Here is a 24,300-nt window from a genome sequence, read left to right as displayed (position 1 = left end):
GCCTGTGCGAGGATGCGGGACATGGTCGGCCACGCGGTGAGTTTCCTGCTCGGCCTGGGGGCGGGCTGGCTCTTCCTGACGGTGCGCCGGCATCGGCGCACCACGGCCGAACTGTCCACGGCGTTACGGGAGTCGGTGACCGCCTTCGGGGAGGAACTGGCCGCCCTGGAGCTCGACGTGAGCGGCCCGGCCGCCACCCTCGCCGTGCTGGACGAGTACCGGGCGGCGCTGGAGGCGTACGACCGGGCCGGCTCGGCGCGCACGGAGCACGACGTGCTGACCGCCCTGCACGACGGCCGCGCGGCCATGATCCGCCTCGGCGCCCGGCGGCACGGCCGGCCCGTCCCGATCGACGCCCTGCCGCCCGCCGCCGCACCCGGCCGCCCCCGGCCGCTCACCGGCACCGGCGAACGCCATGTGGCCACCGGTCACGGCGAGGGCAGGACCGAGGTGCTCATCGACCGCCCCGAGCCCGGCCGCCCGGCCCTGCTGGAGTTCGACGTCACCGGCGGGGGCAGCCTCGACGTCAAGACCATGACGAACACCGAGGAGCGGACCCACACCGACGAGGCCCTGATCTGGATCTCCGGCGAGTACCACGGCCGTCGGTACCTGCCCGTGGACCCCACCCACCTGCTCGTCACCACCACCGATCACGGCCGCGACGAACGCCGTTGGTCGATCCGGGTGGCCCCGCTGTCGGCCGCGAAGGCACTCGCCCCCGAACACCGCGGCCACGGCGACGAAGTGCTCCGCTACGACGGCGGCCCGGCGGTGCTCACCGTCCAGCTCCGGACCCACTGCGCCAGGAAGGTCCGCTACGTGTGCGGCCGGTGCCTGCGGTTCCGGCCGGACTGCGACTGCCGCCCGCCCGCATGGCCCAGGGGCACCCCCGGTGACGACCGGTTCGAACTCGAATTCGGGTGGGGCGCCGGACACTACACGCTGCGTCTTCCCCGCCCCGGCTTCCTGGTCGTCCAGGACGAACGCGGCGGCGGCTCCTGGTACCTCACCACCCGGCCGGTGGACATCCCGCCGCCCACGTTGCTCGGGCGGCTCGGACGGCTCGGGCGGCGCCGCTGATCCGGCGCCGTCCGTGCCGCTACCGGTACGGCGGACCTCTTTGGATAGCGATGCTACGGCGCAAGTGTTAGCGTTGCTTTCATCGGGATGGTGAACACCGCTACCCCGGCCGAGACAAGGAGCAACGCCATGAGTGAGCAGCCGAGCACCTCCCCGCGCGTCGCGATCGTCACCGGTGGGTCCCGCGGGATCGGCCGCGAGAGCGCCGAGCGGCTGGCACGCGAGGGGTACGCCGTCGTCGTGAACTACGCGGGCAACGCCGCCGAGGCCGACAAGGCGGTCGCGGCGATCGCCGAGGCGGGCGGACAGGCCGTCGCCTTCCGCGCCGACGTCGCCGAGGAGGCGGAGGTCGCCGCCCTCTTCGACCTCGCCGAGAAGACCTTCGGCGGTGTCGACGTGGTCGTTCACGCGGCCGGTGTCATGACCCTGGCCCCGCTCGCCGACCTCGACCTCGACGCCCTGGACCGGATGCACCGCACCAACATCCGCGGGACCTTCGTCGTCGACCAGCAGGCCGCGCGCCGCCTGCGCACGGGCGGTGCGATCATCAACTTCTCCAGCTCCGTACTGGCCCTCGCGCTCCCCGGCTACACCGCGTACGCCGCCACCAAGGGCGCCGTCGAGGCCATGACCCTGATCCTCGCCCGCGAGCTGCGCGGCCGGGACGTCACCGTCAACGCGGTCGCCCCCGGCCCGACCGCCACCGCACTCTTCCTGGACGGCAAGGACGAGGAGACCATCGCCCGGATGGCCGCCCAGCCGCCACTGGAGCGCCTCGGCACCCCCGAGGACATCGCCTCCGTCGTCGCCTTCCTCGCGGGCCCCTCGGGCCGCTGGGTCAACGGCCAGGTCCTGCGCGCCAACGGCGGCATCGCCTGACACCGTCCGTTCCGCCCGCGGCCCCGAAGGTGCCAGGATCTCCGCCATGAGTGACAGCACGAACCCCGGTACGGCCGCCCCCTCGGGAACCAAGGACCGCATCCTCGCCGTGGCCGCCGACCTGGTCGCGAAATCCCCGGACGGTGACGTCTCGACGCGGGCCGTGTGCGAGGCCGCCGGGGTCGGCGCCCCCGCGCTCTACCGCCACTTCGGCGACAAGGAGGGTCTGCTGTCGGCCGTCGTCGACCACGGCTGGGAGCGGTACCTCGCGGCCAAACGGGAACGGCACCCCGGTACGGACCCGGTCCAGGACCTGCGCGACGGCTGGGACGGCCACACCGAGTTCGCCCTGCGCAACCCGAACCTCTACCGCCTGATGCACTCCCCGGCGATGCGCACCCCGCCCGCCGCGGCGCTGGAGGCCCACCGGATCCTCACCGGCGACCTGCGCCGCGCCGCCGAGCAGGGCAAGCTGCGACTGGCCCCCGAACTCGCCGCGCAGATGATCATGTCGGCCAACGTCGGCGTCTGCCTGATGCTGGTCTCCCGCCCGGCGACATTCGCGGACGAGACCCTGTCCCGCCGCGTCCGGGACGCGGTGCACGCCTCCGTCTTCACCCCGGACGTGACCGCTCCCGGGGCGCGGGCGGCCGGCTCCGAGACCTCCACCGTCCCGGCCGCCGCGACCCACCTCGGCGCACTGCTCCGGCAGGACCCGGGCCCCGCCTTCACCTCCGCCGAGACGGCCCTGCTCACCGAGTGGCTGGACCGTCTCGCCAACACGCCCTAGGGACCGAGCATCTCCGTCATGGGCGACTGCGGCGGGATCAGGCCCGGCAGCAGCCAGGGCTGGAAGAGGCTCAGTACCGCGAGTACGAGGAAGACGGCCCCGACGACCTGCGAGAAGACGGGGCCCAGTCGCCAGAGCTTCTCCACGAAGATCACCACGGCCACCGCGGCCATCGCCAGGACGTTCATGACGCCCAGGGGGACGAGCACGACCATCAGCCCCCAGCAGCAGCCCACGCAGTACGCCCCGTGGTGCGCCCCGACCCGCAGATCGCGGGCCCGGGGCCGGAAGCCCGCGTAGCGCACGAGCTGGCCCATCGGGCTCCGGCAGTGCCGCAGGCAGAGGTCCTTCCACGCGCCGAACTGGTACAGCCCGGCGGCCAGGAAGGCCCCGGCGCCGATCCAGCGCCCGGTGCCCGGGTGCTCGTCCACCAGGGCACCGGTCGCGGCGAGGAGCCCGTAGGCGATCAGGCCGAAGGCCGTCCAGACCAGCAGGTACCCGCCGACGAACTGAACGGTACGAGCCACCCGCACGACCCCCGTGGGCGACTGGCGCCCGATGGCCCGCGCCCAGGTGAGGGCCACCGGGGCCACCGACGGGAACATCATGGCGATCATCATGACCAGCCACAGCAGCAGGAACAGCGGGACGCCCATGCCCATGGTTCCCGGCTCGACCCCCATGCCACGTGCCTGGTCGACCACCAGCACCCAGGCGAGGAGGGCGATCGACGCCATCACGGACCAGGCGAACGCGAGCTGCCGGGCAGACAGCAGGTTCGCCGGACGCAGAGGGAGTGACAATGCCTTCCGGTCGAGGCGCACACCTCCAGCACATCACGGCGCACCCGCGCGTGCGCGCGGGAACGCGTGTACGCGGCAAGCACCTCCTCCGGGTGACCCCTGAGGTGGGAGAATGGGTGGACATCCGCACGACCCGGGCATGGGTCGGCGGTGGCTCCCTGGGGTTCTGCCGTCCTCCCGAGACCCACGTCCCGGCCCGGTCACGAGGAGGCAGGGAGATGTCCGAGACGACGGCGGCCATTCCCCGGTGGCACGCGGCGGGCGACTGGTTCGACACCTGCAAGTGCAACGTGCCCTGCCCCTGCTCGTTCGCGCAGCTGCCCACCCACGGCGATTGCGACGGCATCCTGGCCTGGCACATCCGCGAGGGCCGTTACGGCGACGTACGACTGGACGGCCTGAACGTGCTGATGGTGGCCTCGTTCGTCGGCAACATCTGGGCCGAGCACACGGACGCGTACGCCGCGGTCTTCGTCGACGAGCGCGCCGACGGGCCCCAGCGCGAGGCGCTCCAGATGATCTTCGGCGGTCGGGCGGGCAGCTGGCCCGCCGAGATGGTGAGCATGATGGACGCCGAAATGCGCGGCATGGAGTTCGCCCCCATCGAGATCGAGGTCGCCGACGACCTCGCGAACTGGCGGGCCGTGGTACCGGGCCGGGTCGAGGCGAGCGCGGCCGCGCTCACCGGACCCACGACCCCGGAAGGCGCGCGCGTCCAGTCGACCAACCTTCCGGGTGCGGAGACCGGACCGGGCCAGGTCGCGACCTGGGGCCGCTCGACGGTGGATCGCGCCGATGCCCACGGCTTCCTCTGGAGCCGCGAAGGCCGGTCCAGCAAGCACATCACCTTCGACTGGACCGGGCCCGACTAGTCAGGTCGTCACTTCGACATGATGAAGCGCAGGGCGAAGCCGGAGGCGGTCGTCCAATAGGTGACGAGCTGCTTGTTGTCCGCGTACAGGGCGCTGGTGGGCATGGGGACGTCGATCGGGCTGCCCACGCTGCTGCCGGGCTTGCTGCCCTGGAGGTTGAGGGTGATGCTCTTCGCCTCGTACTCGCCCGTGTTGCCGCTGCTGACGAGCAGGGCGGCGTACGCCTCCCGGCCCGGGTCGAGGGTGACGGGCTCGCCCGGGGTCCCGTTGCTGTCCTTGATCACCGGGGTCGTGAACTGGGCGTCGGCGCCGAGCGTCACGGTGGGGTAGCCGTAGAGGTTGCACTTCTTGTCGCTCGCGTTCTGCACGGTGAGCAGGAGGTGCCGGAAGTCCCTCTCCTTCACGGCGGACACCCCGAGCTCCCTCTGGGTGCAGGCGGGGATCGCCCCCGTGCCGCCGCCGCTGCCGGTGCCGCCGGCGCTCGCCTTGCCACCACTGCCGCCGGTGCTCGCGCCGCCCGTCTTGCCGGTGCCGCCGCTGCCCGTGCCGCCCGTCTTGCCAGTACCGCCGGTCACGCCGCCCGCCTTGCCCGTGCCGCCGGTGCCGCCCGCGCTGCTCGTACCACCCGTGCCGCCCGCGGCGCTCGTACCGCCCGCGTCGCCCGGCTTCGCCGAAGCCGTTCCGCTCGGCCGTGCCGAGGACTTGGAGCCGTCCGAACCCTCGGCGGCGCCCGGGTCGCACGCCGTGGTCGTGAGCAGCGCCGCGGCCGCCACGGCCCCCAGGGCGTAGGACTTCCAGTTGCCGGGGTTCTTGCGGTTCCTGCGGGCAGGCGTGTTCATGGTGTCCCGTTTCCTTTTCGGTCAGTACGGAGATCGCACTCGCCGACGGTCCCGGGTGCACGAGGACATGGGTGTCCCCTGTGGACGGGTGGGCCGGGGTGCTGTGGCGCTGCCGGGCGGACGATCCGCTCGGCCGGTGCGACACCCACAGCATGGGATTCCTCGGGGGACCGGGACAACGGCCGCCCGCCAACTCGGGACGGTGAAACCATCCCACCCCCGATGACCTGCGGAGAACGTGCGCGCCTGGGATGTCCGCCTGGGACGCGAGGACCCCGGCGGCCTCACCCCCGCAGGTCCACCCGCACCGTCAGCAGCCCCGTCCCGATCAGCCGTACCGCCGCGCTGTTGCCCCGGGGCAGGGTACGCAGCCGGGCCACCGGGTCGTCGTCCGGGAGGAGGTGCGCCGTTCCCTCGTGCCAGCGGCCGCGGAGCCGCACCCGCACCTTCGGGTCCGCCTGGATGTTGCGTATGTACTGCGACCGTTCCCCGAACTCCGAGACCAGCCAGAAGGCGTCGCCGACGCGGCGGCCGCCGAGCGGGGTGCGCCGGGGCAGTCCGGAGACACGGCCGGTGGTCTCCAGGAGCGTCTGGAACGGCATCCGGCGCGCGAGCGGGTTGACGACGTGCCGCTGGAAGGCGGTCGTGGCGCGGAACCTGAGGTCGGCGGGGCGGGTCATGGTCCGTGGGTCTCCTGTCCGGACTGGTGTGTGGAACGAGGAAGTTGCTTCAATGGTCCCCGATGTCGCGCGACGGGAGCAGGTGGCTGGGGATGCGGGTCGTGACCTGGAACCTCTGGTGGCGGTTCGGGCCCTGGGAGGAGCGGCAGAAAGCGATCCTGGCCGTGCTGCGCGAACTGCGGCCCGACGTCGTCGGCCTGCAGGAGGTCTGGGAGTGCGGCGGCCAGAACCTCGCCGGATGGCTCGCGGACGAGCTGGGGATGCACTGGGTCTGGGCCGCCTCCGACGCCTCGGACCGCTGGCAGCGGCGGATCGGGGACCCCACGGTCGACGTCGGCAACGCCGTGCTGAGCCGCTGGCCGGTGGTGGCGCAGGAGGTGCTGCGGCTGCCCGCTCCCGAGGAGCTGTACGACGGACGGCTCGCCCTTCACGCCCGCCTGGCCACGCCCACCCACGAGGTGCCCTTCTTCACCACCCACCTCACCTCGGCGATCCACGCCTCGGGCGTGCGCCGCGAACAGGTCACCGCGCTCGCGGAGTTCGTCGCCGCGCACCGGGGCGGCACCGACTTCCCCCCGGTCGTCACGGGTGACTTCAACGCCTGGCCGGACTCCGACGAGATCCGCCTGTTCGGCGGGTACAAGACGGCCCCCGTCGTCCCCGGACAGGTCTTCCTCGACGCCTGGGAGTACGCCGACCCGACGGCACCCTGGGCCACCTGGGACCCGGCGAACGCCCACGTCGGCCCGCACAGCCCCGCCGCCCGCATCGACTACGTCCACGTCGGCCCGCCCGGCCCCGGCGGCCTCGGACACGTCCGGTCCGTACGACGGGCCGGCGACGGCCCGGTCGGCGGCGTCTGGCCCTCGGACCACATGGCCATGGTGGCCGAGCTGTCCCTCCCCACCGGCGGCCGGGACACGCCCTGAAGCCCTGGTGACTCAGCCGCGGCCGTCGCCCTTGAGCACACGGAGAAGGGCGCCGAAAGCGGCGGGGGTGGTCGAGAGTATGGAGTGGGCGGGGTCGGCGCTCTCGGTGAGATGGACCGTTTCTGCGGTGCCGCCAGAGGCTGCGACGTGGAGGCAGGCGTCGCCTTCCTGGCAATAGGTCGACTTCTGCCAGTCGTGACTGGACATGGAGGCTCCTCTACAGGTCCTGGGCGATGGCGTGGATGAGATCCCGGGACTTCGCCGGGCTCAGGGCGGTGTCCTCGACGATGTCGAGCAGGCTGCGGTATTTCTCCAAGAGTGCCTCGGCGTCCAGCAGTACGGGGCCGTGGAACTGGTCGAGTTGAGCGGTGTCGAGTTGGGGGACCTGACCGTGCAGGTAGTTGATGGACTGGCCCGACCCCGGAAACGCGCCGACGTCGAACGGAAGTACCCGCACGGTGATGTGGTCCCGTTCGCTCATGTGGAGCAGGTGCTGCAGCTGAGCGCGTGCCACGTCCTGTCCGCCGACGCGCATACGCAGGGCGGCCTCATGGATGACGGTCCGGTACTGGATCGGGTCGGGACGGTAGATGACGTCCTGCCGCATGATGCGGTGCGCGACGCGGTGTTCGATCTCCGGGGGAGTGGGGGCGGGGATCACGTGGCGGAAGATCTCGCGAGCGTGCTCACGGGTCTGGAGCAGCCCCGAGATGTGGGTGGTGTACGCCGTGCGAACGGCGGTGGCGTGATGTTCCAGTTCGGCGAGGTCGAGCAGCCCTGACGGCAGGGTCTCGCGGAACGCCTCCCACCAACCTCGCGTCTTGTCCGTCGCCATCTCGACCAGGGCTTCGACGAAGGCCTGATCGGGGCACGAGTACAAGCGGGCCAGGGACCTGATGCGGTCGGGGCTCACACCGAACCGTGCCACTTCGACGTTGGAGAGCTGCCCTTGGCTCGTCCCGAGGGCGCGCGCCGCCTCGGTTGACGTCATGCCCGCGCGCTCGCGCATCTTGCGCAGCTCTGCAGCCAGGCGAATTCGCCGTGCCGTGGGGGCTGGCCGTGCGGTCATGCGAACTCCTCAGGTGCGCAAGTCCAGTTGAGTCGTCACCCACACGAGGGAAGTCGAGCAGGATCATCTCGAACTCGCGCAAATTCCATTTGCGGGAGCCGTATCTTCGTATGCAGGCGCCCCGCCCAGAAGCACCCCGCTCGACGGAGCGGCCAGGTCACTGGGCACCGGAGACGAAGAGATCAACCCCCCTCTCGTGATCGGAGACTTCCGATGGCCACCGTATCGCCGCCGTGGTCCTACACCCTCCAACTCCCGCACGATCCCCGTGCCCCCGGTATCGCCCGAGCCACCCTCCGTACCGTCCTCGCGGCGCACGAGCTCACCGAACTCGCCCCCACCGCCGAGCTCCTGGCCTCCGAACTGCTCACCAACGCCCATCTGCACACCCGGGGCCCGTACGCCCTCCGGGTCCTCTCGAAGGAGCCGGACCGGCTGACGGTCGCCGTCTGGGACAACGACCCGAGAGTCCCGCCCGGTTACGGGCAGCCCCACGCCTCCGTACCCCCGGCGGACGCCGAGAACGGCCGCGGCCTGCACCTCGTACGGGCCTGCGCCGACGCATGGGGCGTGTCCGTGCTGCGCGAGATGGGCGCGTCGAGAGGCGGGAAACTGCTGTGGGCGGAATGCCGGGGCGGGACGGGCGCCCGGTGACCACGCCGGTCCCGCTCGTCCGGACCGTGGACGACCTGCGCGGGGCGCTCAGCCGTTACGGGTTTCCCGGCGACAGGGAGAGGTTCGAGAAGGAACTGGCCGCCGCCGTAGGAGCCTCGCCGGTCAACGATCTCGAAGGTGCGGCTGCCGTGGTCAGGGCCTACCGTCACCGGGTCCGGATCAGGAACTCCCCGGACATCATGGCGGCCCTGGAAGACGCGCGCGGCGGAGTCGGCGGCACGTGAACGGAAATCCCGCTGGAGGAGGCCGGGCCCGCCAGGAAGGCGTTCACCGGCCTCACGGAGGGGGAGCGGGAGGCCGTCCGGGACGCGCTGGCGGCCATCGGACGGGACCCGGCGGTCGGCCGCGAGATCCCCGGCCGGCGCCCTCCCTCCGTGGAGTACACGTACACCACGCCGCTGGCCCGGGACTCGGCCGAAGCGATCACCGTCGTCCACACGCACACTCCCGGACTGGGAGTGACCATCGTGTACTACTTCCGCGATCCGCTGATCGTGGGCTGACAGGCGCGGATGCCACTCGCGGCGGCGGCCCCGGCCCCGGCTAAGCCCCCAGGAAGATCGGATTCGTGAACGCCGCCAAGGCCCCCGGGACCGGGCCCGCCGCCGTCTCGTGGCGCAGCTCCGCGCGGACGTACGCCGCGTAGGACGCCGTCGTACGCCACTCCACCGTGCCCGAGCCCGCGACCGGCAGCGGGTCGCTCGTGAACAGCGTGCCCTGGTCGGTGACGAAGCGGACCGTGCAGCGCGGGGCGCCGGTGACCTCCAGGCGGACGGTGACCGGGATGTCCGGCGCGACCCTCAACCGCCCCCCGATGCCGGCGTGCTCGCCCTTCGCGCCGGACGCCGTGAAGGAGAGGGAGACCAGCTTCGACTCGGCGACGTAGGAGCGGCCCGCGCGGATGCCCTCCTGGATCGCCTCGCGGGTCAGGTCGTCGGCGAGGACGACCGTCTGCGGGGAGCCGACCGGGTCGGGGTCGCGGTGCGCGTCGCTGTTGCCCATCGCCGGGAGCCAGCCGCGGCCGTCGCGGCCCTCGTGCACGGAGGCGACCAGCATGTTGTCCCAGTCGGCGAGGGCGACCTCGTCGTCGGGGGTGTACGGGCCGTTCCACACCTCGACCGCGTCCGCCTCACCGAAGCCGAACTTCCAGCCGCAGCCGACACAGGTGGCGTGCGGGTGGGCGGGCACCACGAGCCCGCCGGCACCGCGGATACGGCGCGCGAACCGGCCGAAGCGGTTGTCGCGGGCCCGGTAGCGCCAGTCGACGAAGATCCCCGGCTCCGTGCCGAGCGCCAGCACGTGCCCGTTGCGCGTGGTGACCTCCTCGCCCAGCATGATCAGCAGATCGTCGCCCGCCTGGTCCGCCCAGTGCGCGTGTGAGGAATGCGTGTTGTGGTCCGAGGAGTTGATGAAGTCCAGGCCCGCCGCCCGCGCCAGCGCCGCGATCTCGGCGGGGGTGCGGCGGCCGTCGGAGTACCAGGAGTGCAGGTGGCAGTCGCCGCGGTACCAGGCGCGGCCGCGGCCCTTGGCCCGCGAGGGCGGGTACACCGGCTCCGGCGCCGGAGCGGGCTTCCCGTACGTCAGGGTGATCGTGACCGCGTACGCCAGTCCCTGCGGCGCCACCGTGTACGGGCCGAGCACGATGTGCCAGGTGCCGGGGCGGACCGGCCCGGGGACGTAACCGGGGGTCGCGTCGTCCGAGCGGATGAAGAACTCCGTGCGCGCGCCGCCCGACCAGCCCCTGAAACCCCGGCCGCCCAGCTCCGTGCCGTGCTCGTCGAAGATGCCGATGTCCAGGGCGTTGCCCGCGGTGCCGGCCGGGACCGACGGCCTCTCGTAGGTGTAGGAGACCTTGATCTCCGCGACCCCGGCCGGTACTTCGACCGGGAGGTACACGAAGTCGGGGGAGCCGGTGGGCAGGGTGCCGCGCACCGTCCGCGTCTCCTGATTGTCCGCCGCTTCCGCGTGCGCACCGCTGGCGAAGGTCACGCTTCCCAACGTAAGCGCGGCGGCCGCTCCCGTCACGAACAGGGCGCGTCTGCCGATGCCGTCGTCGTCCTCGCACATACTGCTGCTCCCAGGGGCCGGGTGTGACAGTGACATGAGTGATGCGAAGTGCCACGGACCACTGTGGGGGCAGGCCGTGAACGCGGGGGCAAGCCGGGGGAATCGACGGTTTGCGGGGAGGCCGACAGATGCCGTGCGGCTCGAATGGGGCACGTCCGGCGATACCTGATCACCTCGACCGTATGCTCGAAGGATGACGACCTCCGCTACGGGCGCGACTCCCGGATCCGGGCCGACGGCGAACTCCATGCGGCGAGCGCTGAAGCGCGCCCGGGACGGCGTCGCGCTCGATGTGACCGAGGCCGCGGTGCTGCTCCAGGCCCGCGGCACGGACCTGGACGACCTGGCGGCCTCCGCCGCGCGGGTGCGTGACGCGGGCCTGGAGGCGGCCGGCCGGCCCGGTGTCATCACGTACTCCAAGAGCGTGTTCATCCCGCTGACCCGGCTGTGCCGGGACAAGTGCCACTACTGCACGTTCGTCACCGTCCCCGGCAAACTGCGCAGGGCCGGCCACGGGATGTTCATGTCCCCGGACGAGGTCCTCGACATCGCCCGCAAGGGCGCGGCCCTCGGCTGCAAGGAAGCCCTGATCACCCTCGGCGACAAGCCGGAGGACCGCTGGCCCGAGGCCCGCGAATGGCTGGACGCGCACGGCTACGACGACACGATCGCCTACGTACGGGCGATCTCCATTCGCATCCTGGAGGAGACGGGCCTGCTGCCGCACCTGAACCCGGGTGTGATGTCGTGGACCGACTTCCAGCGGCTCAAGCCCGTCGCCCCGTCGATGGGCATGATGCTGGAGACCACCGCGACCCGGCTGTGGTCCGAGCCCGGCGGCCCCCACTACGGCTCCCCGGACAAGGAGCCCGCCGTGCGGCTGCGGGTCCTGGAGGACGCCGGCCGCTCCTCCGTCCCCTTCACCAGCGGGCTGCTGATCGGCATCGGCGAGACCTACGAGGAGCGCGCCGACTCCCTGTTCGCGCTGCGCCGGATCTCCCGGGCCCACCACGGCGTCCAGGAACTGATCATCCAGAACTTCCGCGCCAAGCCGGACACCGCGATGCGCGGGATGCCGGACGCGGAGCTGGACGAGCTGATCGCCACGGTCGCCGTCGCCCGGCACATCATGGGCCCGTCCGCCTGCCTCCAGGCGCCGCCCAACCTGGTCGCCGGCGAGTACGGGCGGCTCATCGGCGCCGGGATCGACGACTGGGGCGGGGTCTCGCCGCTGACCATCGACCACGTCAACCCGGAGCGGCCCTGGCCCCAGATCGAGCTGCTGCGCGAGCGGTCGGCCGAGGCGGGCTTCGAACTGCGCGAACGCCTCTGCGTCTACCCGGAGTTCGTGCGGCGCGGCGAGCCCTGGCTGGACCCGCGGCTGCTGCCGCACGTACGGGCGCTCGCGGACCCGGAGACCGGGCTCGCGCTGCCGGACGCGGTGGTCGAGGGCCGGCCCTGGCAGGAGCCGGAGGAGGCCTTCACGTCCTCGGGGCGCACCGACCTGCACAGCACCATCGACACCGAGGGCCGCACCGGCGACCGCCGCGAGGACTTCGACACGGTGTACGGCGACTGGGCGGCCCTGCGGGAGGCCGCGGCCCCCGGGATGGTGCCGTCCCGCATCGACACGGACGTACGGGCGGCCCTCGCGACCGCGGCGGACGACCCGACGAGGCTGACCGACGACGAGGCCCTCGCGCTGCTGCACGCCGACGGCCCGGCCCTCGACGCCCTGTGCCGGATCGCCGACGACGTGCGCAGGGCGGCGGTCGGCGACGACGTCACGTACATCGTCACCCGCAACATCAACTTCACCAACGTCTGTTACACCGGCTGCCGTTTCTGCGCCTTCGCCCAGCGCCGCACGGACGCCGACGCCTACACGCTCTCCCTGGAGCAGGTCGCGGACCGCGCCGCCCAGGCCTGGGACGTCGGCGCGGTCGAGGTGTGCATGCAGGGCGGCATCCACCCGGACCTGCCCGGCACGGCCTACTTCGACATCGCGAAGGCGGTGAAGGAACGGGTCCCGGGCATGCACGTCCACGCCTTCTCCCCGATGGAGGTGGTGAACGGCGCGACCCGCACCGGCCTGTCCGTCCGTGAGTGGCTGACCGCGGCCAAGGAGGCGGGCCTGGACACCATCCCCGGCACCGCCGCGGAGATCCTGGACGACGAGGTGCGCTGGGTCCTGACCAAGGGCAAGCTGCCCGCGGCGACCTGGATCGAGGTGGTCACCACGGCCCACGAACTCGGCATCCGCTCCTCCTCCACCATGATGTACGGCCACGTCGACCAGCCCCGGCACTGGCTCGGCCACTTCCGCACGCTCTCCCGCATCCAGCAGGAGACCGGCGGCTTCACGGAGTTCGTGACCCTCCCCTTCATCCACACCAACGCCCCCGTCTACCTGGCCGGCATCGCCCGCCCCGGCCCGACGACCCGCGACAACCGCGCGGTCATGGCGATGGCCCGCCTCCTGCTGCACCCGCACATCCCCAACATCCAGACCAGCTGGGTCAAACTGGGTGCCGAGGGCGCCGCCGAGATGCTCCGCTCCGGCGCCAACGACCTGGGCGGCACGCTGATGGAGGAGACCATCTCCCGCATGGCGGGCTCCCGCTACGGCTCCTACATGTCGGTCAAGGACCTGGTCGCGGTGGCCGAGGCGGCGGGCCGCCCGGCCCGGCCCCGCACCACGCTCTACGGCGAGGTCCCCCTGGAACGGCAGCGGGCGGCGGCGGCCTCGGACGGCCACCTGCCGGAACTGCTGCCGGTACTCGACTGAGGGGAGTCCCAGACGCATGCTGCAGGAGCTGACGCTTTTGAGGCTGTTGACAAGTCTGGACAGGGCTGCCTTGAGCGGGAAGTTCACGGCGAGATGGACGTGCTTGCCCCGCCGTTGAATCAGGCTGGCTCAGCCTCGAAGTCCTTGCACACTGTGCGTTATCTCTTCGAGGCGTCTCAGGTGTCGGTCGCCGAAGGCACACCTTGTGCCGGTCCTTCGTCATGAGAGCCAGGTGGACGTCAAGCAGGATGCCGCAGTGACTACCTGGACGAACGTTCCCGTGGATACTTGTGCATCACTTTTGTAGCGTGAATCGGTGTGCAGCTCAGGTACACCTTCCGCATCGAGCCGGGTCCCGGCCAACGCGCAGCGTTGGCAAGGGCGTTCGGCTGCGCGCGAGTGGTATACAACGACGCGCTGCGGGCTCGCGAGGACGCACGCCGGGACGGCCTGCCGTTCCCGAAGACCGGCGACCTGTCGAAGCTGCTCATCACCAACGCCAAGCAGACCCCCGAGAGGGCGTGGCTGGGCGAGATCTCGACAGTCGTGTTGCAGCAGTCCTTGCGCGACCTGGATGCCGCGTACCGGAACTTCTTCGACAGCCTGAAGGGCCAGCGCCCGCGCATGAATGCGCCCCGCTTCAAGTCGAAGCGGGACAAACGGCAGGCGGTCCGCTTCACCGCGAACGCCCGCTGGTCGCTCACACCCGGCGGGAAGCTGCGCCTGCCGAAGATCGGCGACATCCCCGTCCGCTGGTCCCGTCCGCTGCCCTCGACACCGTCCTCGGTGACCATGGTCAAGGACGCCGCAGGTCGGTACTTCGCGTCGTTCGTCGTTCAGACCGACCCGTCCGAGACGCTGCCCGAGACCGCCGGTGAGGTGGGCATCGACCTGGGCCTGACGTACTTTGCGGTCCTCTCCGACGGCCGGAAGATCGCCTCACCCCGCTTTTTCCGCCGCGCGGAGCGCAAGCTCCGCAAGGCCCAACAGAGTCTGGCCCGCAAGACCCGGGGGAGCAGCAATCGTAAGAAGGCGGTCGTGAAGGTGGCGCGGGCTCACGCCCGGGTCGCCGACGCGCGCAAGGACTTCCACCACAAGCTGTCCACGACGCTGGCCCGCGAGAACCAAGCGGTGCACGTCGAGGACCTCGCGGTGAAGGGCCTCGCCCGCACACGCCTCGCCAAGTCCGTCTACGACGCGGGCTGGTCCGCGTTCGTCGACATGCTGGAGTACAAGGCCGCCCGGTACGGACGCGTCTTCATTCGCGTGGACCGGCTCTTTCCGTCCTCGCAGCTCTGCTCCGCTTGCGGCCTCAAGGACGGGCCCAAACCTCTTGATGTCCGGGAATGGACCTGTGGGAACTGCGGGACGGTCCACGACCGGGATGTAAACGCGGCCCGCAACATCCGTGCCGAAGGATCGAAGGTCGCCGCCGGACAGGCGGAGACCCAAAACGCCCGTGGAGCGCAGGTAAGACCGGTACCCGTACCGGCACAGCGCGCAACCCGCACCCCGGTGCGGAAGAAGCAGGAACCCACCCGAAGCTGTCGGCCGACCGGCTGAGTGCAGGCGGGAATCCCCGGCCTTCAGCCCGGGGAGGATGTCAAGAGCCGTCCTCGCACACACGCACCTGGCCTGAGCTCCGGATGCCCGAGAAGGACGAGGCCGGAGCCCCGGAGAAGGTGGTGTCCCAGGCCGAGTTCGCGGACGGCGGCGAGGGCCTCGGCCACCGCATCGCGGTGGTCTACGACGACGCGGCCGACACGATCAAGCTCTACGTCGACGGCAGCCTCGACGCGCGGGCCAGTGCCGCTTTCCCGAACGGCTGGCACAGCGCCGGCGCACTCCAGGTCGGCCGGGCCAAGGCCGGTGACGGCTGGACCGAGTACCTGCGCGGCGACGTGGACGAGGTGCAGGCCTACCAGGGAGTCCTGAGCGAGACCCAGATCGCCCAGCTGGGCTGGGGCGCCGACATCAACCCCTGATCCCGCCGGTCCCCGGGGACCGACCACCGTCGAGACGGGCGGCCGGAAGCGCGTTCCGGTCGCCCGTACGTGTCCGGTCGTCACCGCCCGGTCCGGGGCGGGGTGCGCCAGACTGGGGAACGGACCGGTCGGACCACGGGGGAGGGAGCGGGCCGATGGTACGGGCGCGGCCGTCGATGCAGGAGCTGATCGAGGGGCGGCAGCGGAACGGGTTCGTCGGGCGCGGTACCGAACGGGCCTTGTTCCGCGCCAACTTCGAGCTGCCCCCGGAGGACGAGCGGCACCGGTTCCTGTTCCACGTGCACGGCGACGCGGGCGTCGGGAAGTCGTTCCTCCTCCGGGAGATGAAACAACTGGCAGCCGAACAGCGTGCGTTGACGGCGTACATCGACGAGAACGCCACGGGGCTGCCCGAGGCCATGGAGACGATGAGCCGTCAGTTCGCCGCGCAAGGACACCGGTTCAAGGAGCTCGACCGTCTGCTGGCTACCTATCGCGAGCGACGTCACGAGGCGCAGACTGCCGTCCTCGCCCCGCAGGACACGGAGCGGGCCGGCCCCTCGGTGGCCGGACTGGCGGTGGCGCGGGCCGGCCTGCTCGGTCTCGGGATGGTGCCGGGCGTCGGCGCCCTCGCCGGGATCGTGGACCCCGCCCAACTGGCCCAGGGCGCCGATTGGCTGCACGCCAGGGTCAGCGCCCGGCTGCGCAGCCAGGAGGACGTACGGCTGGTCCTCGCGCCGCAGGCCGTGCTCACCCCGGTCCTCGTCGCCGAGCTCTGCGAGGCGGCCCCGGCCGTGCCGTGGATCGTCCTGTTCCTCGACACGTACGAGCGGACCGGGCCCTTCCTCGACGGCTGGCTCCACACGATGATGACCACCCGCGAGTACGGCGTCCTGCCCGCCACGGTCGTCGTGGTGACCGCCGGACAGCGCCCCCTCGACACCGCCCGCTGGGGCGGCTTCGGCGACTTCGTCACCGACCTGCCCCTCGGGCCGTTCACGGAGACCGAGGCACGGGGGCTCCTCGCCGGCAAGGGCGTCGTCTCGGAGCCGGTGGTCGCGGAGGTCCTGCGGCTCACCGGCGGACTCCCCCTGCTGGTCTCGACCCTGGCCGAGCAGCGCCCCGCGGATCCCGGTGACGTCGGAGACCCCTCGGCCACGGCTGTCGAACGCTTCCTGAAGTGGGAACCGGATCCGCTGCGCCGGGCGGTGGCGCTCGCATGCGCCCTGCCCCGGAGCCTGGACCTGGACGTGTTCCGGGCGGCCGTCGAGCGCGCGGACGAGGAGCACGCGGACGACGAGAGCGGCGCGCTGTTCGACTGGCTGCGCGCGCTGCCCTTCGTGGACGCCCGCGGCGACCGGGTCCGGTACCACGACCTCGTCCGAGAGGCGATGCTCCGGCTCCAGCGGCGCCATTCCCCGCGCGGCTGGACCGAGCGCCACGAGCGGCTCGCGGAGGTCTTCCGCCGGTGGCGCGACGAGGCGGGGCGGGGACTGGCGGATCCCGACGAGGTGTGGCGGCACGAGCCGTGGCAGCGGCTGCGGTTGGAGGAGTCCTATCACCGGCTGTGCGCAAGCCCTCGCGCGGCGCTCGGCGACGCGCTGCACACCATGGTCTGGGCCTGCCGGGTCGACCGGGTGGCCGGGCGCACCTGGGCCAGGATGCTCCAGGAGGCCGGGGACGTGGCCGGAGCCCCGGTCCTGGGCGAGCTGGGCAGGTCACTGACCGGGGCTCTCGCGGACGACGGGGACGGGGTCGGCCGGGCGATGGAGCTGATGCTGGCCAGCCCCGCACTCCAGGGGCCGGGCCGGGCCCTGGCGCACGGGGTGCGGGCCAGGGAACTGCGGATCGCCGGGGAGTACACGCGGGCCCTCGGCGAGTACGACAGGGCCCTGGAGCTCGACCCGGACGAGGCGCGGGTGCACTACGGCCGGGGCCTCACCCACCAGTTGCTGGGCGACCACCCCGCGGCGCTCGCCGCCTTCGACCGCGCGGACGAACTGCTGCCCGCGACGGGCTGGATCATCGCCGAGCGCGCGGAGACCCATCGCATGGCGGGCCGCATGGAGGAAGCGGCGGCGGACTTCGACCGGGCCGTCGCCCTTGACCCGACGAACGCCGACGCGCTGGCCTCCCGGGCGGTGTGCCGGCACGCCCTCGGCCGGTTCGAGGAGGCGGCCGCGGACTTCGACCGGGCGCTGAGCATCGACGGGGACCTCCTGTGGCCGCTCGTGCGCAGAGCCCGGTTGCGCCGGGACACGGACGAGTGGGAGAAGGCGTTCGCCGATCTGGACCGGGCGGCCCGCCTGGAACCCGATTCCGCCTGGGTCGCGTCGGAACGGGGCGACACCTACCGGCTCGCGGGCCGTTTCGAGGAGGCGGTCGCCGAACTCGGCCGGGCCGTCACCCTTGAGCCCGACCATCCCTCGGCCCTGGCGAGCCGCGGGGCCTCGCACCTCGAACTGGGCCACGGCCAAGAGGCCCTGGCCGACCTCGGCCGCGCCCTCGAACTGGTCCCGGAGTACTCCTGGGCGCTGGTGATGCGGGCGAGGGCGAGGCGCCGCCTCGACGACCTGCCCGGCGCGTACGAGGACCTGCGGCGCGCGCTCGCGGTGGACCCGGACGCCGACTGGATCGAGCTCGAACGGGGCAACACCTACCGGCTGGAGGACCGGAACGAGGAGGCGATCGCCGTCTTCCGGCGCCTGCTGGAGAGGGACCCCGGCAACGTCTCGGCGATGGGCTGCCTGGGAGCGGCCCACCACGACCTCCGGGATCACGCGGAGGCGTTGGTCTGGCTGGACCGGGCCCTCACGGCCGACCCGGACTACGCCTACGCCCTCGACCAGCGGGCCCGCGTCTTCATGGCGACCGGGCGGACCGAGCGGGCACTGGCCGACTGGGAGAGGCGGATCGCCCTGGGCGGGGCCACGGACACGGCACGTCTGGAGATCGTGGAGCTGCTGGTCCACTGCGGCCGGTGGGACGAGGCGATGGCCCGGCTGGCCGAGGCCGGCCCGGAGCCGGGCCCGGACGACGACCTCGTCCCGAACCGCGACCACCTGCGCGTCGAGGTCCTCCGGCACACCGGTCGGTGGGAGCGGGCCCGGCAGCTCGCCGAGCGGCTGCGTGCCGAGGACGCGCTGTCGGGCACCTTCCAGCTGGCGATGACCGAGCAGCGGTCCCGGGGCCGGACGGCCGCGGAGCCCTGGTGGCGGGAGCTGGCGCTGCTGCTGGACGCCGAACCGGAGGAACGGGTCCGCGCGTCCGGCCGGTGCATCGTCGGCTGGGCCCTCGCGGAGTGGGCCGCCGCGGACCGGGAACTGGACGGCCTGCTGTCCATGGACCCCGACTGGGACGAGCTGGCGGACCTCGTGGACGTCCTCGCCGAACTCCTGCGCTGCCCCGGCGGAGAGAGCGCCGAGCTGACCCCGCGCCTCGCGGCGGTCACCGCGGCCCGCGACGCCGTCCGGGAGCGCCACACCGGCTGATCACACGCGTGGCGGATCCGACCGGATCTTTATGATCCATGGCCTCAACCGGTCGTTCCCGTTCGATTACAGTGCTCTGCTGTCGGACGTGCGGACAGTGCCTCAGGAGGTCTCGGTGGGTGCGACAGCCGGTGCCGTCTGGGGGCGCGGGGAGCAGCAGGACTTCCGCAGCCGGGTCCGCGGGACGCTGCTGGGCGTGGCCGTCGGCGACGCGCTGGGCGCACCGGTCGACGCTCTCTCCCTGGAGGCGATCCGGGAGGCCCACGGCGCGGAGGGCCTCCTCGGCCCGGCCCCCGCGTACGGGCGGCGCGGCACCGTCACGCACCTCACCCAGCTCTCCCTGTTCGGCGTCGACGGGCTCGTCCGCGCCCAGGTGCGCCGTGACACCGGCGCCTGGCATCCGCCGTCCGACGTGCACCGCGCCTACCGCCGCTGGTCGGCCACCCAGAGCGACTGGGGGCCCGACGAGCGCCGCAAGGACGACGGCTGGCTGGCCCGCGAGGAGTGGCTCTACGCCCGCCGCGACCCGGCCAGGGCCTGTCTGCTCGGCCTCGCCGACGGGATCATGGGGACGCTGGACGCGCCCAAGAACCCCGGCGAGCAGGGTCCCGAGGCCGCCGCCCGCTCCGCGCCCTTCGGGCTGCTCGTCGGCTGGGAGCCGCAGCTCGTGATGCAGCTCGCCGTCGAGTGCGCGGCGCAGACGCACGGCCACCCCTCGGCGTACCTGACGGCGGGCGCGTACGCCGTCACCGTGCACGCGCTCGCCCGCGGCGAGAACCCCGACGCGGCCGTGCAGCAGACCCTCGCGCTGCTCTCGGTCCGTCCCGGGCACCAGCCGGTCGCCGCCGCGCTCCAGCGCGCGCTGGGCGTCGTACGGCAGGGGATGCCCTCACCCGAGCGGGTCCAGGAGCTCGCCGTGAGCGGCATCGCCGAGGGGCCGCTCGCCGCCGCGGTGTACTGCGCGCTCGTCGGCGAGGACGTCCGGCACGGCCTGTGCCTGTCGGTGAACCACGGCGGGCCCTCCGCCGTCACCGGCGCCCTCACGGGCGGTCTGCTGGGCGCCCTGCACGGCGAGACGGCCCTTCCGCCGGCCTGGCTGGCCGAACTGGAGGGCCGTCCCACGGTGCTGGTCCTCGCGGACGACTTCGCGATGGAGATGACCCAGGGGCCCGCGCTGCACGGGCCCGCCGCATCGTCCCCGGGCTGGCTCGCCCGCTACCCGCGCGCCTGAGCGGGGCGGGCACGGGACCTCCGAAGCACTCCCTAGTCCTTCACCGGCGTGCCCGCCACGCCGTCCGCCGCTCCCGCCGGTGCCGGGACCGCCGCGGCGGCGGAGCCGTCGTCGTCCGTGTTGATCAGTTCGATGACCGCGTCCCGCTCCGGGGTGTCCTCGGGCCTCAGGAAGCCGACGAGGACGTACAGGACGAGGGAGATGACCATCGGGAGGGCGACCTGGTACTCCAGCTTCACGTCCGTGCGCTGCGAGAAGTCCAGGTGGTAGTTGACGAGGAAGAAGGCGAGCAGTCCGCAGGCCCAGCTCGTCAGGGCCGCCGTCGGTCCCGACCTGCGGAAGGGCCGGAGCAGACCGAGGATGAACGGGATGGCGATCGGCCCCATCAGACCCGCCACCCACTTGATGACGACGGTGATGATGTCCTTGAACGTGGGGGAGTTGACCTGGGTCGCCACCGCCATGGACAGGCCGAGGAAGGCGACGGTGGTCACGCGGCCCGCGACGAGCCCCGCCCGGGTGTCCCAGGCGCGCGCGGCCCGGGAGAGCACCGGCATCACGTCGCGGGTGAACACGGCGGAGATCGCGTTCGCGTCCGAGGAGCACATGGCCATCGTGTGCGAGAAGAACCCGACGACGACCAGGCCGAGGAGTCCGTGCGGCAGGAGCTGTTCGGTCATCAGGCCGTACGCGTCCGAGCCGTCCGGCTTCTGCGCGGTGACGAGGAGCGGTGAGAGCCACATCGGGATGAACAGGACCACCGGCCACACGAACCACAGTCCGGCGGACAGCAGGGCCGAGCGCGTGGCCTCCCTGGCGTTCTTGGTGGCCATGTAGCGCTGGGCCTGGTTCCACATGCCGCCGTTGTACTCGAAGAGCTTGATGAACAGGTACGCGATGAAGAACACCGTCAGGTACGGGCCCGCGAACCCGTCCCCGTGACCGTGCAGCTTCGGCGAGTCCAGCGCCTTGGAGAGCCCGCCCTGGTCGGAGATCTTGTTCAGCGCGATGACCAGCATCGCCAGACCGGCCAGCAACTGGATGACGAACTGGCCGAGTTCGGTCAGCGCGTCCGCCCACAGGCCGCCGATCGTGCAGTACACCGCGGTGATGCCGCCGGTGATGATGATGCCCTGGGTGAGCGTGACACCGGTGAAGACGCTGAGCAGGGTGGCGATGGCCGCCCACTTCGCGCCGACGTCCACGATCTTCAGCAGGATGCCGGACCACGCCAGCGCCTGCTGCGTCGGCACGTTGTAGCGGTCCTTGAGGTATTCGAGGGGCGAGGCGACGTGCAGCCGTGAGCGCAGCCGGTTGAGCCGGGGCGCGAAGGCCTTGGCGCCGATGGCGACACCGATGGCGATCGGCAGCGCCCAGGTGACGTACGAGGTGATGCCGTAGGTGTACGCGATGCCGGCGTAGCCGGTGAACATCACCGCGCTGTAGCCCGACATGTGGTGCGAGATGCCGGACAGCCACCACGGCATCTTGCCGCCCGCGGTGAAGAAGTCGCTGACATCGCCCACCCGTTTGTGGGACCAGACGCCGATCGCGGTCATCACGCCGAAGTACGCGACCAGGACGGCCCAGTCGAGACCGTTCATGTGCCCCCTCCAGGGGTCCGCCTTGTGAACCTGCAGATACCGGACGGCACTTCGCCAGTAGGCAGTCGGGCGGCCCCGTGCGGGAGCGGGGACTTCGGGGATTGAACCGCCGGTCCGACCGGCCGGTCAAGCCCTCACGCGGTCACAGATATGAACGCAGATCAGAAAGGAGAACGATTTTGCCTCCACTTTACCCACCGGGCGGTTGTCGTGCGCGTGACATGGGCCACACCATGGGCGGGCACTTCGCCAGACCCACAGCAGCAAGGAGAAGCCGACAGCCGTACGGGATGCGGGTCCCGTACGCCTGGGAGAGGAGCCGCCGGCCGCACCGCCTACCGCATGATCTCGCCCGCGTTCACGAGCAGCGACTGCCCCGTGATCGCCCGCGCCCGGTCGGACGCGAGGAACACCGCGGCGTCCGCGACGTCCCCGTCCGTGGCCAGCTCGGGCAGGGCCATCCGCTCGGTGAGCCGCTTCAGGACGTCGGCCTCGGGCACCTGCTCGGTGTGGGCGGTGAACTGCACGTACGCCTCGACCGGAGGGCCCCACATCCAGCCGGGCAGCACGGTGTTGACCCGTATCCGGTGCGGGCCGAGCTCCCGCGCCAGGGAGTACATCGCGCTCGTCAGCGCGCCCTTCGAGGCCGCGTACGCCGCCTGGCGCACCTGGCTCGGGGCGGCGACCGACGACTGCGTGCCGATGACGACGACCGAGCCGCCGCGCTCCTTCAGCGCGGGAAGGCAGGCGCGGGTCATCCGCAGCGTGCCGAGCAGGTTCACGTCGATGACCGACTGCCAGGTCGTGAAGTCGGCGTCCTCCAGACCGCCGAAGTAGCTGTCCCAGGCGGCCACGTGGACCACGGCGTCGATCCGTCCGAAGCGCTCGGCCGCGAGTGCCGCGAGCGCCTCGCACTGCCCCTCGTCGGTGATGTCCGTCGCCCGGAACGCCGTGCGCGTGCCGTCCGGGTCCAGTTCGGCCGCCGACTTGGCGAGGTTGGCCTCCGTGCGCGCCCCGAGCACGGCGTTGCCCCCGTCGCGCACCACGGCCGCCGCGACCTGGTGGCCGAGCCCGGCTCCGACACCCGACACCACCACGGTCCTGCCGGCGAGCAAAGACATCCGGGGCCTCCTCGGCTCTGGCGCATTGTCTGACGGGGCGTCAGAGTATGGGCGTCCGGCGGAGGAAGGAAGTGCCGCGCACGTCCACCGAGGAAGGGGTTCGTCATGTCGGAGGAGACCCGCAGCGAGACCTACGCGGAACTGGCCGCCCTCGGCCCGTACGGCGTCCACCCGGGCCACGCCCTGATCACCCTGGTCGAACCGCACCCGGGCCACGAGTACGCCTACAACCGCTGGTACGAGGACGACCACTACTACGCGGGCGCGATGGCCATGCCCTGGATGTACGCCGGACGCCGCTGGGTGGCCACCCGCGAGCTCCAACTGCTGCGCTACCCGGAGAAGTCGGCGGTCGCCCAGCCGGTCACCGCGGGCTGCTACATCTCCACCTACTGGGTCACCGAGGGTCGCTACGACGACCACATGAAGTGGACCGTCGGCATCAACAAGCGGCTGAACCGCGACGGCCGCGTCTACCAGGACCGTACGCACGTCTTCACGGCCTTCCAGGACCACGAGGCCACCGTCTACCGCGACGGCGCCGCGGGCCCCCGCGACTTCCACGCCCTCGACCACCCCTACGCCGGTCTCGTGGTCGAGGTCATCGACGCCGAGTCCCCCGAGCAGCGGGCCGAGTTGCTGGAGTGGCTGCGCTCCCGCCACCTCCCGAGGCGCCTGGCGGGCTCGCCCGCCGCCCTCGTCACCGTCTTCCGGCCGACCCCGCTCCCCGGCGACCGCATGACCTACGTGAAGCAGGTGGAGGGCGTCGACACCCGGCTGACCCTGCTGTGGTTCCTGCAGACGGACCCGCGCGCCTGCTGGGAGGAGCACTTCACGGGCCTGGACGAGGCCGTGGCCGAATCGGGGCTGGGGCGGGTGGAGCTGGTGGCCCCGTTCGTCCCCACGGTGCCGGGAACGGACACGTACGTGGACCGGCTGCGCTGAAAAACAAGCAGCCCTCTCGGCCAGGACGGCGGGCCGGACGAGAGGGCTCTGGCGGTGGAACGTACGGATGTGTTCCGGCCACAGGGGTCAGACGAGGGCGGACGCTCCGCGGCTCACCTCGGTGACGAAGGCGTTCCAGGCGTCCGCGGGGAAGGCCAGGGTGGGGCCGGCGGGGACCTTGGAGTCCCGGACGGCCATCGCCGCGACAACCGGGGACTTGACCTCGACGCAGGCGCCGTTGCCGGTGGAGTAGGAAGACTTGGTCCAGGTGTCGGTGGCGCCCTGCTGAATTGCCATGATCGCTCCAGAAAGCTGTCGTTCGTCGATGAGTTGCCGCCACGGAGCCGTCGGCGCACTGTCACCGGACTGCGGATCTGTCAGGGAACCCGCAGTCCGGATTGCGCCAACGTTGTTGCTCCGTGGCGTGATCGACGCTACTCGCCAACATC

23 protein-coding genes are annotated in these 24,300 nt (G+C 71.9%); 14 read left to right on the top strand and 9 right to left on the bottom strand.

The window, feature by feature from the left end:
- The first annotated feature begins 21 nt into the window (after positions 1–21).
- The 3 genes from ACICHK_RS17955 (at position 22) to ACICHK_RS17945 (ending at position 2,752) form a co-directional block, all read left to right on the top strand.
- Positions 22–1,083: a hypothetical protein gene (locus ACICHK_RS17955; protein ID WP_406837711.1), complete on the top strand. Its 1,062-nt coding sequence runs from the start codon at positions 22–24 to the stop codon at positions 1,081–1,083.
- Positions 1,084–1,212: 129 nt separating this feature from the next.
- Complete coding sequence (locus ACICHK_RS17950) at positions 1,213–1,962, top strand: SDR family oxidoreductase (protein ID WP_406837710.1); 750 nt, start codon at positions 1,213–1,215, stop codon at positions 1,960–1,962.
- Between the two features lie 46 nt (positions 1,963–2,008).
- Positions 2,009–2,752 (top strand): TetR/AcrR family transcriptional regulator, encoded by a 744-nt coding sequence (locus ACICHK_RS17945; RefSeq protein ID WP_406837709.1) that lies wholly within the window; start codon positions 2,009–2,011, stop codon positions 2,750–2,752.
- Here the strand turns inward: ACICHK_RS17945 and ACICHK_RS17940 are convergent.
- Positions 2,749–3,576, bottom strand: a complete 828-nt coding sequence (locus ACICHK_RS17940) for a DUF2182 domain-containing protein (protein ID WP_406837708.1) — start codon at positions 3,574–3,576, stop codon at positions 2,749–2,751. The two genes, ACICHK_RS17945 and ACICHK_RS17940, sit on opposite strands and share 4 nt — an antisense overlap.
- Positions 3,577–3,773: 197 nt before the next feature.
- Between ACICHK_RS17940 and ACICHK_RS17935 the strand changes: the two genes are divergently transcribed.
- Positions 3,774–4,427: a DUF1326 domain-containing protein gene (locus ACICHK_RS17935; RefSeq protein ID WP_406837707.1), complete on the top strand. Its 654-nt coding sequence runs from the start codon at positions 3,774–3,776 to the stop codon at positions 4,425–4,427.
- 8 nt (positions 4,428–4,435) lie between these two features.
- Here the strand turns inward: ACICHK_RS17935 and ACICHK_RS17930 are convergent, their stop codons facing one another.
- Positions 4,436–5,266, bottom strand: a complete 831-nt coding sequence (locus tag ACICHK_RS17930) for a DUF4232 domain-containing protein (protein ID WP_406837706.1) — start codon at positions 5,264–5,266, stop codon at positions 4,436–4,438.
- Between the two features lie 284 nt (positions 5,267–5,550).
- The gene (locus ACICHK_RS17925; protein ID WP_406837705.1) at positions 5,551–5,946 is read right to left on the bottom strand and encodes a nitroreductase/quinone reductase family protein; all 396 of its coding nucleotides are present in this window, start codon (positions 5,944–5,946) and stop codon (positions 5,551–5,553) included.
- Between the two features lie 92 nt (positions 5,947–6,038).
- On the opposite strand from ACICHK_RS17925, the gene ACICHK_RS17920 reads away from it, so the two are divergent.
- Positions 6,039–6,875 carry an endonuclease/exonuclease/phosphatase family protein gene (locus ACICHK_RS17920; protein ID WP_406837704.1) on the top strand — a complete coding sequence of 279 codons (837 nt, stop codon included), beginning with the start codon at positions 6,039–6,041 and terminating at the stop codon, positions 6,873–6,875.
- A 12-nt stretch (positions 6,876–6,887) separates the two neighbouring features.
- On the opposite strand, the gene ACICHK_RS17915 is transcribed toward ACICHK_RS17920, so the two are convergent.
- Positions 6,888–7,082 carry a DUF397 domain-containing protein gene (locus ACICHK_RS17915; protein WP_406837703.1) on the bottom strand — a complete coding sequence of 65 codons (195 nt, stop codon included), beginning with the start codon at positions 7,080–7,082 and terminating at the stop codon, positions 6,888–6,890.
- 10 nt (positions 7,083–7,092) lie between these two features.
- Positions 7,093–7,944, bottom strand: coding sequence for a helix-turn-helix transcriptional regulator (locus ACICHK_RS17910; protein ID WP_406837702.1), 852 nt, complete (start codon positions 7,942–7,944; stop codon positions 7,093–7,095).
- 213 nt (positions 7,945–8,157) lie between these two features.
- Here ACICHK_RS17910 and ACICHK_RS17905 point away from each other — a divergent pair, with 213 nt between their 5' ends.
- The 3 genes from ACICHK_RS17905 to ACICHK_RS17895 all read left to right on the top strand — a co-directional run bounded on the left by ACICHK_RS17905 (position 8,158) and on the right by ACICHK_RS17895 (position 9,122).
- Complete coding sequence (locus ACICHK_RS17905; RefSeq protein ID WP_406837701.1) at positions 8,158–8,598, top strand: ATP-binding protein; 441 nt, start codon at positions 8,158–8,160, stop codon at positions 8,596–8,598.
- Complete coding sequence (locus ACICHK_RS17900) at positions 8,595–8,843, top strand: hypothetical protein (RefSeq protein ID WP_406837700.1); 249 nt, start codon at positions 8,595–8,597, stop codon at positions 8,841–8,843. The genes ACICHK_RS17905 and ACICHK_RS17900 overlap by 4 nt, the downstream gene beginning before the upstream one ends.
- A 150-nt stretch (positions 8,844–8,993) precedes the next feature.
- Positions 8,994–9,122, top strand: coding sequence for a hypothetical protein (locus ACICHK_RS17895; protein WP_406837699.1), 129 nt, complete (start codon positions 8,994–8,996; stop codon positions 9,120–9,122).
- A gap of 40 nt (positions 9,123–9,162) precedes the next feature.
- On the opposite strand, the gene ACICHK_RS17890 is transcribed toward ACICHK_RS17895, so the two are convergent.
- A complete protein-coding gene (locus ACICHK_RS17890) occupies positions 9,163–10,686 on the bottom strand; it encodes a CehA/McbA family metallohydrolase (RefSeq protein ID WP_406837698.1) in 1,524 nt (507 codons plus the stop codon).
- Between the two features lie 193 nt (positions 10,687–10,879).
- Between ACICHK_RS17890 and ACICHK_RS17885 the strand changes: the two genes are divergently transcribed.
- From ACICHK_RS17885 to ACICHK_RS17865, 5 genes are all read left to right on the top strand, one after another.
- A complete protein-coding gene (locus ACICHK_RS17885) occupies positions 10,880–13,474 on the top strand; it encodes a bifunctional FO biosynthesis protein CofGH (RefSeq protein ID WP_406837697.1) in 2,595 nt (864 codons plus the stop codon).
- Between the two features lie 318 nt (positions 13,475–13,792).
- Entirely contained in the window at positions 13,793–15,037 is a 1,245-nt protein-coding gene (locus ACICHK_RS17880; RefSeq protein WP_406837696.1) for an RNA-guided endonuclease InsQ/TnpB family protein, read from the top strand.
- A gap of 83 nt (positions 15,038–15,120) precedes the next feature.
- Entirely contained in the window at positions 15,121–15,459 is a 339-nt protein-coding gene (locus tag ACICHK_RS17875; protein ID WP_406837695.1) for a LamG-like jellyroll fold domain-containing protein, read from the top strand.
- Between the two features lie 155 nt (positions 15,460–15,614).
- Positions 15,615–18,950, top strand: a complete 3,336-nt coding sequence (locus ACICHK_RS17870) for a tetratricopeptide repeat protein (RefSeq protein WP_406837694.1) — start codon at positions 15,615–15,617, stop codon at positions 18,948–18,950.
- Between the two features lie 115 nt (positions 18,951–19,065).
- Positions 19,066–20,181: an ADP-ribosylglycohydrolase family protein gene (locus ACICHK_RS17865; RefSeq protein WP_406837693.1), complete on the top strand. Its 1,116-nt coding sequence runs from the start codon at positions 19,066–19,068 to the stop codon at positions 20,179–20,181.
- Between the two features lie 32 nt (positions 20,182–20,213).
- Here ACICHK_RS17865 and ACICHK_RS17860 read toward each other — a convergent pair whose 3' ends face one another.
- Positions 20,214–21,785, bottom strand: coding sequence for a sodium:solute symporter family protein (locus ACICHK_RS17860; RefSeq protein ID WP_406837692.1), 1,572 nt, complete (start codon positions 21,783–21,785; stop codon positions 20,214–20,216).
- A gap of 335 nt (positions 21,786–22,120) precedes the next feature.
- Positions 22,121–22,906, bottom strand: a complete 786-nt coding sequence (locus tag ACICHK_RS17855; protein WP_406837691.1) for an SDR family oxidoreductase — start codon at positions 22,904–22,906, stop codon at positions 22,121–22,123.
- Positions 22,907–23,011: 105 nt separating this feature from the next.
- On the opposite strand from ACICHK_RS17855, the gene ACICHK_RS17850 reads away from it, so the two are divergent.
- Positions 23,012–23,851 (top strand): hypothetical protein, encoded by an 840-nt coding sequence (locus ACICHK_RS17850; protein ID WP_406837690.1) that lies wholly within the window; start codon positions 23,012–23,014, stop codon positions 23,849–23,851.
- 87 nt (positions 23,852–23,938) lie between these two features.
- On the opposite strand, the gene ACICHK_RS17845 is transcribed toward ACICHK_RS17850, so the two are convergent.
- Positions 23,939–24,148 (bottom strand): DUF397 domain-containing protein, encoded by a 210-nt coding sequence (locus tag ACICHK_RS17845; RefSeq protein ID WP_151469304.1) that lies wholly within the window; start codon positions 24,146–24,148, stop codon positions 23,939–23,941.
- Positions 24,149–24,300 lie beyond the last annotated feature (152 nt).

Source organism: Streptomyces sp. AHU1, from assembly GCF_045343905.1.
In the GTDB taxonomy this organism is placed as follows: Bacteria; Actinomycetota; Actinomycetes; order Streptomycetales; family Streptomycetaceae; genus Streptomyces; species Streptomyces triticiradicis.
This window is presented reverse-complemented; position numbering and strand designations above follow the sequence as displayed.